Here is a 13,879-nt window from a genome sequence, read left to right as displayed (position 1 = left end):
CACGAGAACGGCAGGGCCGACGTCAGCGCATCCTGACCAGAACATCTCCGCGGCACAAGAGACCGTCCCCCTAACGAGCTACAAAACAGCTACCCGAAAATCGTCACTCCGGCACGTTCCCAGGCTTGCCGCGCGCTCGTTGAGTGTGCGAGCTCACTTCTGTCGGATTTTCTTTCCCAGGAGGTCGGCAATGACCGATCGTGACAGTCCTGTCGGCCGATTCCTCTCCGCCGTCGCCTCGTTCGACGTCCTGGGCGGGCGCGTCATCCGGATCCGGGTGGCTTGCAACCCGGCGAAGCTGCGGCCGTGGGCGTGGGAAGGCCGGACGTCCATCGGATCGCCCCGGGAGAAAATCGGTGGATGGACATCCGGCAGCTGGAGTACTTCCTCGCGATCGTCGACCACGACGGGTTCAACCGTGCCGCGTCGGCCCTGTACGTCTCCCAGCCGTCGCTGTCCCAGGCGGTGCGGGCGCTGGAACGCGACCTGGGCAGCGACCTCTTCCACCGGATCGGGCGGCGGGCGGTGCTCACCGAGGCGGGCCGGGCGCTGATCGAGCCGGCCCGCGCCGCGGTACGCAGCCTGGCGACCGCGCGGGCCGGCGTCGCCGCCGTGCACGAACTGCGGACGGGCCGGGTGGACGTGGCGGCGATGCCGTCGCAGGCGGTGGAGCCGCTGACCACGATGATCCGTGCCTTCAGCGGCCGCTACCCGGGGGTCTCGGTGGCCGTCAAGGCGGCCTTCACCTCCCGTGACGTGGTCGACCTGGTGCGCACGGGCGCCGTCGAGCTCGGGCTGCTGGCCACGGCGGGGCCGCTGCCGGACCGGGAGGTGGCGTCCCACCCCGCCGGGGAGCAGCGCTTCGTGCTGGTGACGCCTGCTGACGGGCCGTTCACCGGCCGGCGGAGCGTGGCGTGCGAGGAGCTGGCGGGGCAGCGGTTGATCGTCGGGCAGCGCGGTACGGGGATGCGCGCGTACGTCGACGGTCTGCGCGAGCGTGGCATCGCGTTCACCATCGCGGCCGAGACCGAGCACCGGGTGGCCATTCTCCCCCTGGTGCTGGCCGGGGTGGGGCTGGCGGTGGTGACGGAGTCCTGGCGTGCGGTGGCGGAGCGTACCGGCGCCCGCGCGCTGGACATCGAGCCGAAGACCACGCTGAACATCGGGCTGGTGAGCCGCCGCACCGGGCTGTCCCCTGCCGCGCGGGCCTTTCTGGCGGCGGCCTTGCCCGAGGGCGGAAACGCACGCCGATAGCCCCTGTCAGGCTCTGGTAGACCCTGATTGACCCTGATAGGCCCTGCTTATAAGGCAGATCGCAACTGCGTCTTGGACGGTTGCGCGGGCCCGTTGCTGCAATCAACCGCATGACGAACCACCGCATCGCCCTGATCCCCGGTGACGGCATCGGCACCGAAGTGCTGCCCCCGGCGCGGCAGGTCCTCGACGCCGTCGGCCGCCGGCACGGCTTCGCCTTCTCGTACACCTCGTACGACGACTGGTCCTGCGAGCGCTATCTGCGCGAGGGCGCGATGATGCCCCCGGACGGCCTGGAGCAGCTGCGTGACAAGGACGCCATCCTGCTCGGCGCGGTCGGCTTCCCCGGCGTGCCGGACCACGTGTCGCTGTGGGGACTGCTGATACCGATCCGCCGCCGCTTCCGCCAGTACGTCAACCTGCGTCCGATCCGCGTCTTCGACGGGCTCGACAGCCCGGTGCGGGGCGCGGTGGCGGGGGAGGTCGACTTCGTCGTCGTACGGGAGAACGCCGAAGGCGAGTACAGCGAGATCGGCGGGCGCCTGCACCGCGGCTTCCCGGAAGAGGCGGCCGTTCAGGAGTCGGTGTTCACCCGGGCCGGGGTCACGCGGGTGCTGGACTACGCCTTCGGGCTGGCCGCGACCCGCGGCGGCAGGCTCACCTCGGCCACCAAGTCGAACGGCATCGTGCACACCATGCCGTTCTGGGACGAGCTGGTCGCCGAACGCGGCTCCGCGCACCCGCGGGTGGCCTGGGACCAGGAGCACATCGACGCGTTGGCGGCGAAGTTCGTGCTGGAGCCGGCGCGGTTCGACGTGGTGGTCGCCTCCAACCTCTTCGGGGACATCCTCAGCGACCTGGCCGCGGCCGTGGCCGGTTCGATCGGCATCGCGCCGGCCGCCAACCTCAACCCGGAGCGCGACTTCCCCTCGATGTTCGAGCCGGTGCACGGTTCGGCGCCGGACATCGCGGGCCGCGGCATCGCCAACCCGCTGGGGGCGATCTGGTCCGCCGCCATGCTGCTCGACCACCTCGGCCACCGTGCAGCGGCCGGGGACGTCACCGGTGCCATCGCGGCGGTCCTCGCCAAGTCGGACGTCCGTACGCCCGATCTGGGCGGCACCGCCACCACCGCGGAGTTCACCGGCAAGCTCCTCGAACTCCTCTGAACGGCCGCGCGCACCGCCTCGAACAGCCGCGGCGTCCCCGCCCGGCCGTGCCCCTCCCCCGACGAGGAGAACCGCCATGGCACCACCCGCGCCCGCCGCCCCGGCCCCGCCCCGCACCAGGCCCTGGTACCGGCAGCTCTATTTCTGGGTGCTGACCGCGATCGTCTCCGGCATCCTGACCGGCTGGCTGTGGCCGGCAGCGGGCGTCGCGCTGGGCCCGGTGGGCACCACGTTCGTGGCCGCCGTCAAGATGCTCATCACGCCGATCGTCTTCCTGACCGTCGTGGCCGGCATCGGCAGCGTCGACAGTCTCGGCCGGGTCGGCCGCGTCGGTCTCAAGGCGCTCGCCTACTTCCAGGCGGGCACCCTGGTCGCCCTGCTCCTGGGTTTGCTCGCCGTCAACGTCTTCCGGCCCGGCGCCGGGGTGCACGCCCACCCCGGCGATCTGCGGCTGGAGGGGGACGCCGCCCAGTACGCCAAGGAGGGGGCGGGTCAGAGCTGGTGGCACTTCCTCACCGACCTCGTGCCGACCAGCAGCGTCGGCGCCTTCGCCGAGGGCAACATCCTCCAGGTCATCTTCTTCTCGGTGCTGTTCGGCGTCGCCCTCAAGACCGTGGGGCCCGTCGGCGAGCCGATCGCCGACGGCGTGGCCCGGCTGAGCGCCGTGGTCTTCAAGATCCTGCACTACGTCATGCTGGCCGCGCCCGTCGGCGCGTTCGGCGCGATGGCGTACACCATCGGCAAGTACGGCGTCTCCATGCTCACCAGCCTCGGCCGGCTCGTCGGCCTTTTTTACGGTACGTCCCTGTTCTTCGTCGTCGTGATCCTCGGCGGCGTCACCGCACTCCTCGGCGTCAACATCCTCCGGTTGCTGCGCCATCTGCGCGAGGAGTTCCTGCTCGTCCTGGGCACATCGTCCTCCGAGAGCGCCCTGCCCCGGCTCATGGGCAAGCTCGAAGGGCTCGGCGTCCGCCGCGACATCGTCGGCCTGACCGTACCGACCGGCTACTCCTTCAACCTCGACGGCAGCTCGATCTACCTCTCCCTGGCCGCCGTCTACATCGCGCAGGCCACCGACACGCCCCTCGGTATCGGCGGGCAACTCGGGCTGCTCGCCGTCATGCTCCTCACCTCGAAGGGTTCCGGAGGCATCACCGGCGCGGGCTTCATCGCCCTGGCCGCCACCCTGTCCACGGTCGGCACCGTCCCCGCCGCCGGGATCATGCTCGTCTTCGGTATCGACAAGTTCATGTCCGAGTGCCGTGCGCTGACCAACCTCGCCGGCAACACCGTCGCCACCCTCGTCGTCGCCCGCTGGGAAGGCGTCCTGGACAGGGCTCGCGTCAACCGCGTCCTGCGCACGGGGCGCCCGGAGCCGGACGTACCGGAAGTACCCGAGGTCACGCGGAAGGACGCCCCCTCGGACAGGCCCGGCAGGCTGGTCCGTTAGGCGAAGCCGAGGAGCGGATCGCTGCCGGTCAGGTCGCGGCTGGCGTCCCACAGACGCGCCGCGGTTCCGGTGTCGGCGAAGCGGCCCTTGACCGGCTCGGCCCGTGGCATGCCACGCAGGCCGAAGACCCACGGACCCCACAGCTGGCCCCCAGCCACCTCCGGATCGAGGACGGCCCGCACGATGGGCCACGCGCCCGCGTCCTTGCCCTGGACCAGGAGGCCGGCCGGCAGGCCGCGCAACCGTTCGCCGGTGGTGCGCACGTGCACCGGCGGCCGTGCGGGGGTGAGGGAGTCCAGCGCGCCGCCGGGGTGGGCCACGACGCTGCGTACGGGGCTGCCGGCGGCGCGCAGGCGGCGGTCGAGTTCGAATCCGAAGAGCGTCTGCGCCAGCTTCGACCGTCCGTAGGTGCGTTTCGGCCGGTAGTCCCCGGTGGATTGGAGGTCGTCCAGGTCCAGCCGCTCGGACTTCGCCGCGAAGCTGCCGACGGTCACGACGCGGCCGGCCGGCGCGGCGGCCAGCAGGGGCGCGAGCCACCCGGTGAGCGCGAAGTGCCCGAGGTGGTTGGTGCCGAACATCAGCTCGTTGCCGTCCTTGGTCTCGCGGCGCGGCGGGTCGTCGAGCGCCACACCGGCGTTGTTGACCACCGCGTCGAGCGGGTCCTGCCCCAGCGCGTCCACCGTGTCTTCCAGGGACGCCAGGTCGGCCAGGTCCAGCGGGACGTGGCGTACGCGGGCGCCGGGGACGCGGGAGCGGATGGCGTCCGCTGCTGTCCCGGCCTTCGTACGGTCGCGGCTGCCCAGCACGACGTGGGCCCCGGTTCCGGCGAGCTGTTCCGCGACGAAGTAGCCGATGCCCGCGTTGCCGCCGGTGACCAGGAACGTTCTGCCGTCGGCGCGCGGCAGCCGGTGGACGTCCCAGGGCCGGGTCCTGGGGTGGGCCTGCGGCCGTGCTTCCGTGGACATGACGACTCCTTGATCTTGGGGACCGGACGGCGGGCGGTGCCGGGGCGGCCCCGCCGGTCGCCCCGGTGCCGTCCCATGTGCCAAGGTCGCAGCGCCCGCCGACACGCCACCGACACGGCGCCGACGCGCTGCGGCGGCCGGTTCCCGCCAGCACCGGCGCCCGGTCGCCAGGGGCATGCCAGAAGGGTCGGGGTAGATGCGAGGATGGTTGGTATGGACATCCTTCGCAGGAACAACGTCACGGTCACCGGCAACCCGGAGGGGCCCGCGGTGGTGCTGGCCCACGGGTTCGGCTGCGACCAGAACATGTGGCGTCTGACCGTGCCTGCCCTGACCGATGTCTACCGGGTGGTGCTGTTCGACTACGTCGGCTGCGGCCGCTCCGACCTCTCGGCCTTCCAGGAGGACCGGTACGCCTCCATGAGCGGCTACGCCCAGGACGTGGTGGAGGTGGCCGAGGCCCTCGACCTGCGCGACGCGGCGTTCGTCGGGCACTCGGTGAGCGCCATGGCCGGTGTGCTCGCCGCCCGGCAGGCCCCGGAGCGGATCGGCTCCCTGGTGATGGTCGCCCCTTCGCCCTGCTACATCGACGACGACGGCTACCGCGGCGGTTTCAGCGCGGCGGACATCGACGAGCTGCTGGACTCGCTGGAGTCGAACTACCTGGGCTGGTCGGCCGCCATGGCGCCGACGATCATGGGCACCCCGGAGCGGCCCGCACTGGGCGAGGAGCTGACCAACAGCTTCTGCGCCACCGACCCCCGCATGGCCCGCGTCTTCGCCCGTACCACCTTCCTGTCCGACTGCCGCGACGACCTGAAGACCGTCACCGTGCCGACGCTGGTGCTGGAGAGCGCGCAGGACGTGATCGCCCCGCGGGAGGTCGGCGCCTACGTGCACGCACGGATCCCCGGCTCGACGCTGGTCACCCTGGACGCCACCGGGCACTGCCCGCACCTGTCCGCGCCCGAGGCCGTCAACCAGGCCGTCACCGCCTTCCTCGCGGGCCTGCGGTGATGCGCCGCACCGGACAGGGGGACCCCGACCCCTACGGAACCGGGGGCAGCGGCGCCGCGAACGCCGCGTTCGCCGCCCTGCTGGAGGACAGCGCCGAGGAACTCTACGACTCCGCCCCGTGCGGCTACCTGTCCACATTGATGGACGGCACCATCGCGAAGATCAACGCCACGCTCCTGGGCTGGCTCGGCCTGAAACGGGACGCGGTGGTGGGGCGCATGCGCTTCACCGACCTGCTCACGGTGGGCGGCAAGCTCTACCACGAGACCCACTTCGCGCCGCTGCTGCGCATGCAGGGCGAGATCAGCGGGATCGCGCTGGAGGTCAGGCACTCCGACGGCACCCGGATGCCGGTGCTGGTCTCCTCGACCGTCAAACGCGGTTCCGAGGGTGAGCCGCTGCTCGTCCGCACCACCCTTTTCGACGCCCGCGACCGCCGCGCCTACGAGGAGGAACTCCTGCGGCGCCGGCAGGAGGCGGAAGCGGCCCGCAAGCAGGCGGAGGACGACCGCGCCCGGCTCCAGGAAGCGCTCGCCGTCCTCCAGCAGAGCCTGCTGCCCAGCGTGCTGCCCGACATCCCCGGCCTGGAGGTGGCTTCGTACTACCACACCGCCTCCCCCGACCGGCTCGGCGGCGACTTCTACGACCTGTTCGCCTTGGACGGCAAACGCTGGGCCTTCTTCCTCGGGGACGTGAGCGGCAAGGGCCCCCGCGCCGCCGCCCTGACGTCGCTGACCCGTTACACCCTGCGCGCCGCCGCGCTGCACGACGCCGACCCGGTGACCACCCTGGCCACCCTGAACACGGTCCTGCACGAGCGGTACACCGGCGGCGACCCGCGCTACTGCACCGCCATCTTCGGCACCCTGGAACCCGACGCCGACAGCGGGCAGGTCACCGTGCGGCTCGCCTCCGGCGGGCACCCGCCGGCCCTGGTCCTGCGCGCCGACGGCGCCTGCGACTACCTGCCCACCCCCGGCGGCCTGCTCGTCGGCATCCTGCCCGACCCGCACTTCGCCACCGCCACGACCACCCTCGCCCCGGGCGACTCCCTGCTGCTCTACACCGACGGCCTCACCGAGGCCCGCACCGGCCCCGACCGTGCCCTGTACGGGGACGAGGCCCTGCAAGAGTTCGCCGCCGGCCATGCCGGCGCACCACCGCACGCCGTGATCCGGGCGCTGACCGGGCTGCTGGACGGCTTCGGCGACGGCCTGGACGACGACACCGCCCTGCTGGCCCTCGGCATACCCGCCGAGGCCCGCCCGACCGCCGACCCTGCGACGAACCACCGCCGATGAGCCCGCCGATGAGCCCGCTGAAGATCACCGCCCGAGACGCCGCGACCGGACCCGTACTGGAGATCTCCGGCGACCTCGACTACGACCACGCCGACGAACTGCGTGCCTTCGTCGCCGGCCTCACCCTGGAACCGGGCCGGCGCCTGGTCCTCGACCTGGCGGGCATGGAGTTCTGCGACTCCAGCGGCATCACCGCCCTGCTGGCTGCCCGCAACCACGCCCTGGCCGCGCGGGCGGACATCGCGCTCGCCGCCGTACCGGCCAACACCCTGCGGATCCTGCGGTACGTCGGTCTCGACCAGGTCTTCCCCTGCCACACCGACAGCGAGAGCGCCACCGCGCCCTGAGACCTGTGTCCAAAAACCAACCTCGCGGCCGCCGTTCTCGTACCGTGAGGGACGGCGCGCCACGGCCCCGGAGTGTGGCCTGAACGGCGTGTGACTGGGGGCGGGCCGTGGGCACAGTGCGAGATTTCCTCCAGCGGCGCGGCGGCCGTGCGCTGCTGACGCGTTCGGTGCTGCTGTCCTGCGTGGCGGCCGTAACACTCGCCGCGCTGGCCGAGGAGCAGGTCCTGCTGATCACGGCCGTCGTGGGGGCGGCCGTCGCGCTCCTCCAGTACCTGCGGCCGCGGCCGCGCGAACCGCTGGACGTGGCCGAGGCGCTCGTACGGGAACGGGCCACGCTGGAACGGCAGTGGGCGGACGAGGCGAGCCGCCGGGGGCTGGGCAGCGCACCCCTGATGCCGTTGACCCTCCAGAGCCTGCGCAGCGGGGCGGCGGTGGTCAACGCACCTGCCCGGCCCGAGAGTTACGCGGGATGGGGGACGGCCGAGTGGGCTCGGTACTACGCGCGGCTGACCGAGCGGGGCGGGCCGCTGTTCCGGGCCGTGGTCTTCGGCGAAGGAGGCACCGGCAAATCCACGCTCGCCCTCCTGGTCACCCAAGGACTGTTCCTGGCCGGACGGTTCCCGCTGTACCTGCCGCTGGCCCGGTGGCGGGACGAGCAGCATTTCTGGCCCTGGGTCGAACGGGAAGTGGCGAGCCAGCACCCGGCACTGGCCCAGGCGCTGGCAGCCACGCGCAACACGCTCTACGACGTGGTCGTACGGCATCCGCAGATGGTGTTCGTCCTGGACGGCGCCGACGAGATCGACGAGGACCGCTGGAATCAGGCCGTCACGCGCCTGTACGCCGAGATCCCCCCTGAGCATCCGGCGCTCGTCTTCGCTCGCCCCGGCCCCGACCCCGTCAGCCAGGCGGGCGGCTTCACGCCACTGCTGCTGCCTCCTCGCACACCGTCCGAAGTACGGGCCTGCCTGCACCGCCGCGCGGTCGGGACGGAGACCGTCGCGGACTGGCAGCCCGTCCTCCGCCGGCTCGGCCGGGCGCCGGAGGGCCCGGTCAGCGACCTGTTACGGCTGCCCTTCCACCTCGACCTGGTGTGGCGGGTGTACGGCCCGCGCGCGACCACGCCGCCCGCGCACGTACCGGCCACGCTCGACCGGTGGGCGGAACTGGCCGAGCGGGACGGCCCGTCGGCGCGCGAGGCCCTGATGGACGGCTACCTCCAAGAAGGGCTGCGGCAGTTCCCCGCCGGGCAGGACGCCCGGCTCCGCCGCCTGCCCGGCGGCGCCGACCGGGCCCTTGAGCGGCTGGCGTACTGGGCCCGCGCACGGTCCGGGCCGCGATCGCCGGGCGAACTGGCCTGGTGGCGCCTGACCACCCTGGTGCCACCCGCCGTGCCGGTCGGTGCCTGCGCGCTGCTGCTGGTGCTGACGTACTGGCCCGCGATCTTCATGCCCAAAGGGTTCACCCGTGGCCTGGCCATCGGCATCACCACCGCCGTCACCCTCGCCCTGCTGCGGGACACCCGGCCGCGCCGACCGGCCGAAGTGACGGCCGCACTCGCGGCCGGCGGCGCGGTGGCCGCCGTCGGCGCGGCGTGCGCCCCCGCGGGCGGGGCCGTCGACGGCCTCCAACTCGGCTCAGCCTTCCTCCTGGTGCTGCTCCTGCGCCCCCGCCTGACCGCAGGCCCGCGCAACGCCCTACCGGCGGCCCTGGCCTGCTGCGCCGTCCCGGCCGCGCTGATGGCGGCGGCCCGGGCCGTGCTCGACGCCCGGCCGCCCGCCGGCGGCTTCTGGCTCGACGTACTGCTGTCCATGGCCACCGGTATCGGGCTGGCCACCGTCACCGTCCACCTGCTCGCCGACGTCCGCCGCCCCCGGGAACCCACCCACATCACCTTCACGCACCGGCGCGAACTGGGACCGCCGCTGCGCCACGTCCTCCACGGAACCCTGCCCGCCTGCGGCATGGGCTGGCTGGCCGGGCTCACCCTCATGCGCCAGTCCCCCGAACACGCACTGGCCCTCACCGTCGTCTTCGGCCTGATCTTCGGCCCGCCGCTCGGCCTGGTGGCCGGCCTGCTGAACTGGGCCAACCAGCCGCGCTCCCTGCGCGAGGGCGCCACCGCCCAGGGCTCCTGGCGCAACGACCGGCTCGTCGCCGCCGGTTGCGTGCTGGGAACGGCCCTGCTCACCACCCTCATCGTGCTCGGTCTCCGGTACGGACCCGGGCAGGTCCTGCTGCACCGGATCGGCACCGGAACCCTCCGCCTCCAGCCCTGGCACGGCGTCTTCCTCGGCCTGACCGTCGGCCTGGTCCTCGCCGCCCTGCACACCGCCGCCCTGCCGACCGCCCTCGCCCACGCCTGGCTCGCCCTCCACGGCCGTCTCCCCTGGCGCGCCGCCACCTTCCTGCACGCCCTCCACCGCCGCGAAATCCTGCGCCAGCACGGCCGCACGTACCAGTTCCGCCACCAGGAACTCGCCGGCCACCTGGCGCGACGCCGGGACCGTGCCGGACGGGGGCCCGGCTAGTACGGGCGCGCGATGGCGGGGACGGGCGGTTCGCTGTGCTAGCCCAGGGGCGGCGTACCAGGCTTCGCATCGGGCTTCGTACCAACCTTACTCCCAGGCTTCGTACCAACCTTGCTGCCGGGCTTCATGCCGGGCTTCGTACCAACCTTCACGCCGGGCTTGCCAGGCTTCGTGCCGCAGAACTCCGCCTCGATGACGTCCTGGTAGAACCGCGCCGTCTGCTGTGTCAACCAGTCACCATTGATGTTGAAAGTGAGCACGTGCCGACCGCCCACGGTGCCGGACGCGTGCGACAGCGAGCCCTGCAGGCTTCCGTCGTGGCCCCAGACCGTCTTCCCGCAAGACAGCTCGCGGCCCATGAGTCCGAGCCCGTACCGGTCGATGAGGGCCCCTTCCGGTACGCGTACCGACTGGAGCATGGCCCGCAGCTGTGCCGCGGGCAGCAGCTTCCCACCCAGCAGTGCGGCCAGGAAGCGGTTGACGTCCCCGGCCGTGGACACCAGATCGGCGGAGCCCGCCCACATGGTGGTGTTGTACTCCGTCGCGTCGTGGACCTCGGCGTGCGGCCCCGGCACGTACAAGGTGGAGTACGCGACGGGGTGCGGAGCAGGCAGCGTGGGGTCGGTGCCGGGGAAGAACGTCTCGCGCAGCTTCAACGGGCGCAGGATGCGGCGCTCGATCTCGTCGCGGTAGGAATGGCCGGTCACCGCTTCGACGACCAGCCCGGCGACGAGATAGTTCGTGTTGGAATACGCCCAGCCCTTACCCGGTTCGAACAACGGCCGGTGCCGCAGCGCGGCGCTCAGCACGTCCTCGGGCGCGAACGTGTCGTAGCGGTGCTCGAGGAACCCCTCTGCGCTGAAGAGCTTCCTCATCTCCGGGTCTTCGCTGAAGCTGAACAGTCCACTGGTGTGCTGGAGCAGTTGGCGTACGGATATCCGGCGGCCGTCGTTGCCGTTGCCGCGGATCACGCCCGGCAGCCACCGGTCCACGCTGTCGTCGAGAGCGAGCTTCCCCTCGGCCTCCAGTTGCAGGACGAGAGTGGCGAGGAACGTCTTGGTGATGCTGGCGGCCCGGAAGTGGTCGGCGGCGCTGCGCCCGCGTCCGGTCTCAAAGTCGGCGACCCCGGCCGTACCGCTCCACACACCACCACCGTCCCGGGCCTGGGCGGCCACACCAGGCATCCAGGTCTCGGACACCAACCGGTCCAGCGCTTCCTGCGTCAACTCATGGCGCTCGGACGCCTGTTGTTCGGCGCGTTCGACGTGTTCGGCGCCCGTGGCCCGCGCCGGTCCTGTAAGGACGGTTACGCCGAGGACGATGGACGCCACCGTTCCCGCGTACACACGGAATCGGCCGCGACGAATACGGGCACGACGGACATGAGCCCGATCGATGCGGGCAAGGTCGGCACGAACACGGTCGGTACGGACACGTTCGGCACGGCTCTGCATGCGCGATCTCCCTCCCCAACTGCGCGCGGCGCCCGGCGGAAACGGGAAGCGTCAACACTCCGACCGCATGTGCCGCGCATGGCTCCTCAAGCACCAGCCGACCGAGCATAATCGCCGCCTCCGCGCGTGTCCCGCGCGATGCGCAAAGCGGCGAAAAGGGGGCCTCGCTGTGCGGCACCGACCGCGATCACCGGTCGCGTCATCACGGTGACCACACCACCGTTCACTCGTTTGATGGAGGGAAGCGACAGCTCACCGACAGCCTTTGGGAGGCACCTCGCCGCATGGTCACCTTCAAGAGCCGCTTCCCGAAGGGCAGTGAACGCACGACGGCGCTGGGCGAGGCCGAGGCCGGCCTCGTCGAGCACTACACCGGCCTGGTCCGGCTCGCCTATCTCACGCTGCCGCCCTCGCTCGGCAGGCACCGCAGAGTGCTGGTGTCCCACGGCCTGGTGCAGCGCGCCCTGCCCGGCTTCCGGCTGCGGCAGTACGCCCTCCGGGTACCGGCCCAGCGGCCGGGGCCGGAGCGTCACGGGCCCGTGTGGGCGGTGCGGGAGCGCGTACTACGTGCCGCACTGGCGTACGAGCGACGCCCCCGCTGGTGGCCCAAAACCCTTCCGCCACCTCGTGCGCTGCGCCCCACCCTGCCTGTGGTGTGGGGGCTGCGGCTCTTCCCGCGCGCGGGTGACCGGGAGGAGATCGCGCTGGGGCAGGCGCTGTCCGGGGTGTCCGCCGACGTCCGCGCGGCCTTCGTCCTGTGCCGCGCGGACGGACTGCCCGAGGCGCACGCCTTGGAACTGCTCACCGCGGCAGGCGCGAGCCGCGCGGACAGGGTCGTACGCCTTGCGCGCCAGTTGGACGCCCCCGCCGTCGAAGCAGCCAGGCCCCTGTCCCTTCTCCGCTCAGCCGAGTTCGACGCCTGCTCGGTGCGCATCCGTCCCACGGACCTGCTGCGGCGCAGGCACCGGTTCCGCCTCGCCTGGGCCGTGGCGGCGGTGGTGGCGGTAGGCGCCGTGGTACTGACCGCCACCGGGTCGGCCCCGGGGGCGAAGGCACCGCCCACGACTGCCGGCGCGGAGGCGGCCTCCCCCGATGCCCTGGTACGCACGCCCCGAAACGAATGGTCCGGCACCGCGCGGGTGGACTTCACCGCCTGGCCGCCCCGCGGCGGGCGCACCGGAGACCGCGACCTGCTCGCCCGCGCACTGGCCACCTGGGCGGCACCCCCCGCCGGCGCCCGCGTCACCCGTACGCCCGACACCGCCACGGACCCGCCCCTGCACGGCACCCGGCTGCTGTACGCGGGCGAGGTGGACGGCAAGGCCGTGGCACTGTTCCACGACGGCCTGCGCGCCGTCCGGTACAGCGAGCCCCTCTCCCCCGACGGCAGTTCCGCCCTCGACTTCGCCCGCACCGACAACAGCGACCTGACTACGGCCGCCGCCCTGGTCGTCAGCCGCGGGCACGGCACGTCCCGCTACTTGACCGCCCCCTGGATCGCCAGGGCACAGACACGCGACCTGCTGCGCCCTGGCGCACCCGCGCAGCCGCTACAGGTGTCGAAAACAGGCGTCACCGACCCTGTGCGCACCCCCGCGGCCTCGGGCCCTTGCCACTCCTGGCCTGCATTGCACCTGCACACTTCACCCCGCATCGCGGAGCAGCACGCTTTCGTCGTCACCGACCTCGGCGGGCTCGTCCCCGCCCACCTCACCTACACCCCACCGCCAGGCAAGGACACCACAGCGTGGCAACCGCACGAGGCCACCGGCACACCGGCACAGCCGAGCTGGGCACGCGCGGCCTGCCACCTTACGGAACTGCCCGACGACGTACGCACGGTCAACATCTGGGACTTCGCCAATCAGCATCTGCCCGAGAACGGCGGACACGCCGTGTGGTCCTGCGTACGAGCCGACACATGGCGCGGCCTCGGCGACGTAAGCGTACGGCTCACGAGACCCGGGGCGGCGGCGCGGGTGGTGGCCCGCTCCCGGTCCACCGCAGCATGCAGCCGGTACGGCCGGCAGGTGGTGGCGAGCACCCGGTGGCGGGCCCAGTCCGGGCACGGGTATCTGCTGGCGGCGGGCAGCGCGGCGGTCACGGACATCGAGGTGACGGGGGCGGCGCAGGCTTCGGCCAAGGGGCGGACCCTGGCGGTACGGGCACCTGCGGGCGCGCGGGCCCAGGTCAGCGCACGCCTGGCCGGAGGCGGGAAGGTGACCGAGATCGGGCGCCCGGCGGAGAACTGACGGGAGGGCGCCGGGCTGTGCGGCACGGCCAATGACTGCGCCGGAGCCGACGGCGCCCCACTCCGGCCGGAGCGGGGCGTCCCGAGTGCGGTGCGGCGGTTCCGATACGTGCACCACAGCCAGGAGCCCGCACTGGCCA

General features: G+C 72.4%; 10 protein-coding genes. 8 read left to right on the top strand and 2 right to left on the bottom strand.

The window, feature by feature from the left end; translation table 11 throughout:
• The first annotated feature begins 360 nt into the window (after nt 1–360).
• The 3 genes from ACH4OW_RS29020 (at nt 361) to dctA (ending at nt 3,873) form a co-directional block, all read left to right on the top strand.
• Nucleotides 361–1,254: a LysR family transcriptional regulator gene (locus ACH4OW_RS29020; protein ID WP_360133633.1), complete on the top strand. Its 894-nt coding sequence runs from the start codon at nt 361–363 to the stop codon at nt 1,252–1,254.
• Nucleotides 1,255–1,364: 110 nt separating this feature from the next.
• Entirely contained in the window at nt 1,365–2,423 is a 1,059-nt protein-coding gene (locus ACH4OW_RS29015; protein WP_398030673.1) for a tartrate dehydrogenase, read from the top strand.
• 76 nt (nt 2,424–2,499) lie between these two features.
• Complete coding sequence (gene dctA, locus ACH4OW_RS29010; RefSeq protein ID WP_398030672.1) at nt 2,500–3,873, top strand: C4-dicarboxylate transporter DctA; 1,374 nt, start codon at nt 2,500–2,502, stop codon at nt 3,871–3,873.
• On the opposite strand, the gene ACH4OW_RS29005 is transcribed toward dctA, so the two are convergent.
• Nucleotides 3,870–4,838, bottom strand: coding sequence for an SDR family NAD(P)-dependent oxidoreductase (locus tag ACH4OW_RS29005; protein ID WP_398030671.1), 969 nt, complete (start codon nt 4,836–4,838; stop codon nt 3,870–3,872). The two genes, dctA and ACH4OW_RS29005, sit on opposite strands and share 4 nt — an antisense overlap.
• Before the next feature lie 213 nt (nt 4,839–5,051).
• On the opposite strand from ACH4OW_RS29005, the gene ACH4OW_RS29000 reads away from it, so the two are divergent.
• The 4 genes from ACH4OW_RS29000 (at nt 5,052) to ACH4OW_RS28985 (ending at nt 10,034) form a co-directional block, all read left to right on the top strand.
• Nucleotides 5,052–5,855, top strand: coding sequence for an alpha/beta hydrolase (locus ACH4OW_RS29000; RefSeq protein WP_360133619.1), 804 nt, complete (start codon nt 5,052–5,054; stop codon nt 5,853–5,855).
• Nucleotides 5,855–7,156 (top strand): PP2C family protein-serine/threonine phosphatase, encoded by a 1,302-nt coding sequence (locus ACH4OW_RS28995; RefSeq protein ID WP_398030670.1) that lies wholly within the window; start codon nt 5,855–5,857, stop codon nt 7,154–7,156. Before ACH4OW_RS29000 ends, ACH4OW_RS28995 begins: the two co-directional genes overlap by 1 nt.
• 8 nt (nt 7,157–7,164) lie before the next feature.
• Entirely contained in the window at nt 7,165–7,503 is a 339-nt protein-coding gene (locus ACH4OW_RS28990) for an STAS domain-containing protein (protein WP_398030669.1), read from the top strand.
• A 107-nt stretch (nt 7,504–7,610) separates the two neighbouring features.
• The gene (locus ACH4OW_RS28985; protein ID WP_398030668.1) at nt 7,611–10,034 is read left to right on the top strand and encodes a hypothetical protein; all 2,424 of its coding nucleotides are present in this window, start codon (nt 7,611–7,613) and stop codon (nt 10,032–10,034) included.
• 38 nt (nt 10,035–10,072) lie between these two features.
• On the opposite strand, the gene ACH4OW_RS28980 is transcribed toward ACH4OW_RS28985, so the two are convergent.
• Nucleotides 10,073–11,365, bottom strand: a complete 1,293-nt coding sequence (locus ACH4OW_RS28980; RefSeq protein WP_398030667.1) for a serine hydrolase domain-containing protein — start codon at nt 11,363–11,365, stop codon at nt 10,073–10,075.
• 407 nt (nt 11,366–11,772) lie between these two features.
• Between ACH4OW_RS28980 and ACH4OW_RS28975 the strand changes: the two genes are divergently transcribed.
• On the top strand, nt 11,773–13,740 hold the full coding sequence (locus ACH4OW_RS28975; RefSeq protein ID WP_398030666.1) for a hypothetical protein: 1,968 nt from the start codon (nt 11,773–11,775) through the stop codon (nt 13,738–13,740).
• Nucleotides 13,741–13,879: the final 139 nt, after the last annotated feature.

Origin of the sequence: Streptomyces sp. NPDC017056 (genome assembly GCF_044332485.1) — a bacterium.
GTDB lineage: Bacteria > Actinomycetota > Actinomycetes > Streptomycetales > Streptomycetaceae > Streptomyces.
Note: the sequence above shows the minus strand (reverse complement) of the source record. Positions and strands in the feature narration are given on the sequence as shown.

Bases quoted from the DNA above. Each gene is read 5' to 3' on its own strand.
- ACH4OW_RS29015 (WP_398030673.1), top strand. From the start codon at position 1,365: ATGACGAACCACCGCATCGCCCTGATCCCCGGTGACGGCATCGGCACC.
- ACH4OW_RS29005 (WP_398030671.1), bottom strand. From the start codon at position 4,838: ATGTCCACGGAAGCACGGCCGCAGGCCCACCCCAGGACCCGGCCCTGG.
- dctA (WP_398030672.1), top strand. From the start codon at position 2,500: ATGGCACCACCCGCGCCCGCCGCCCCGGCCCCGCCCCGCACCAGGCCC.
- ACH4OW_RS28975 (WP_398030666.1), top strand. From the start codon at position 11,773: ATGGTCACCTTCAAGAGCCGCTTCCCGAAGGGCAGTGAACGCACGACG.
- ACH4OW_RS28990 (WP_398030669.1), top strand. From the start codon at position 7,165: ATGAGCCCGCTGAAGATCACCGCCCGAGACGCCGCGACCGGACCCGTA.
- ACH4OW_RS29020 (WP_360133633.1), top strand. From the start codon at position 361: ATGGACATCCGGCAGCTGGAGTACTTCCTCGCGATCGTCGACCACGAC.
- ACH4OW_RS29000 (WP_360133619.1), top strand. From the start codon at position 5,052: ATGGACATCCTTCGCAGGAACAACGTCACGGTCACCGGCAACCCGGAG.
- ACH4OW_RS28995 (WP_398030670.1), top strand. From the start codon at position 5,855: ATGCGCCGCACCGGACAGGGGGACCCCGACCCCTACGGAACCGGGGGC.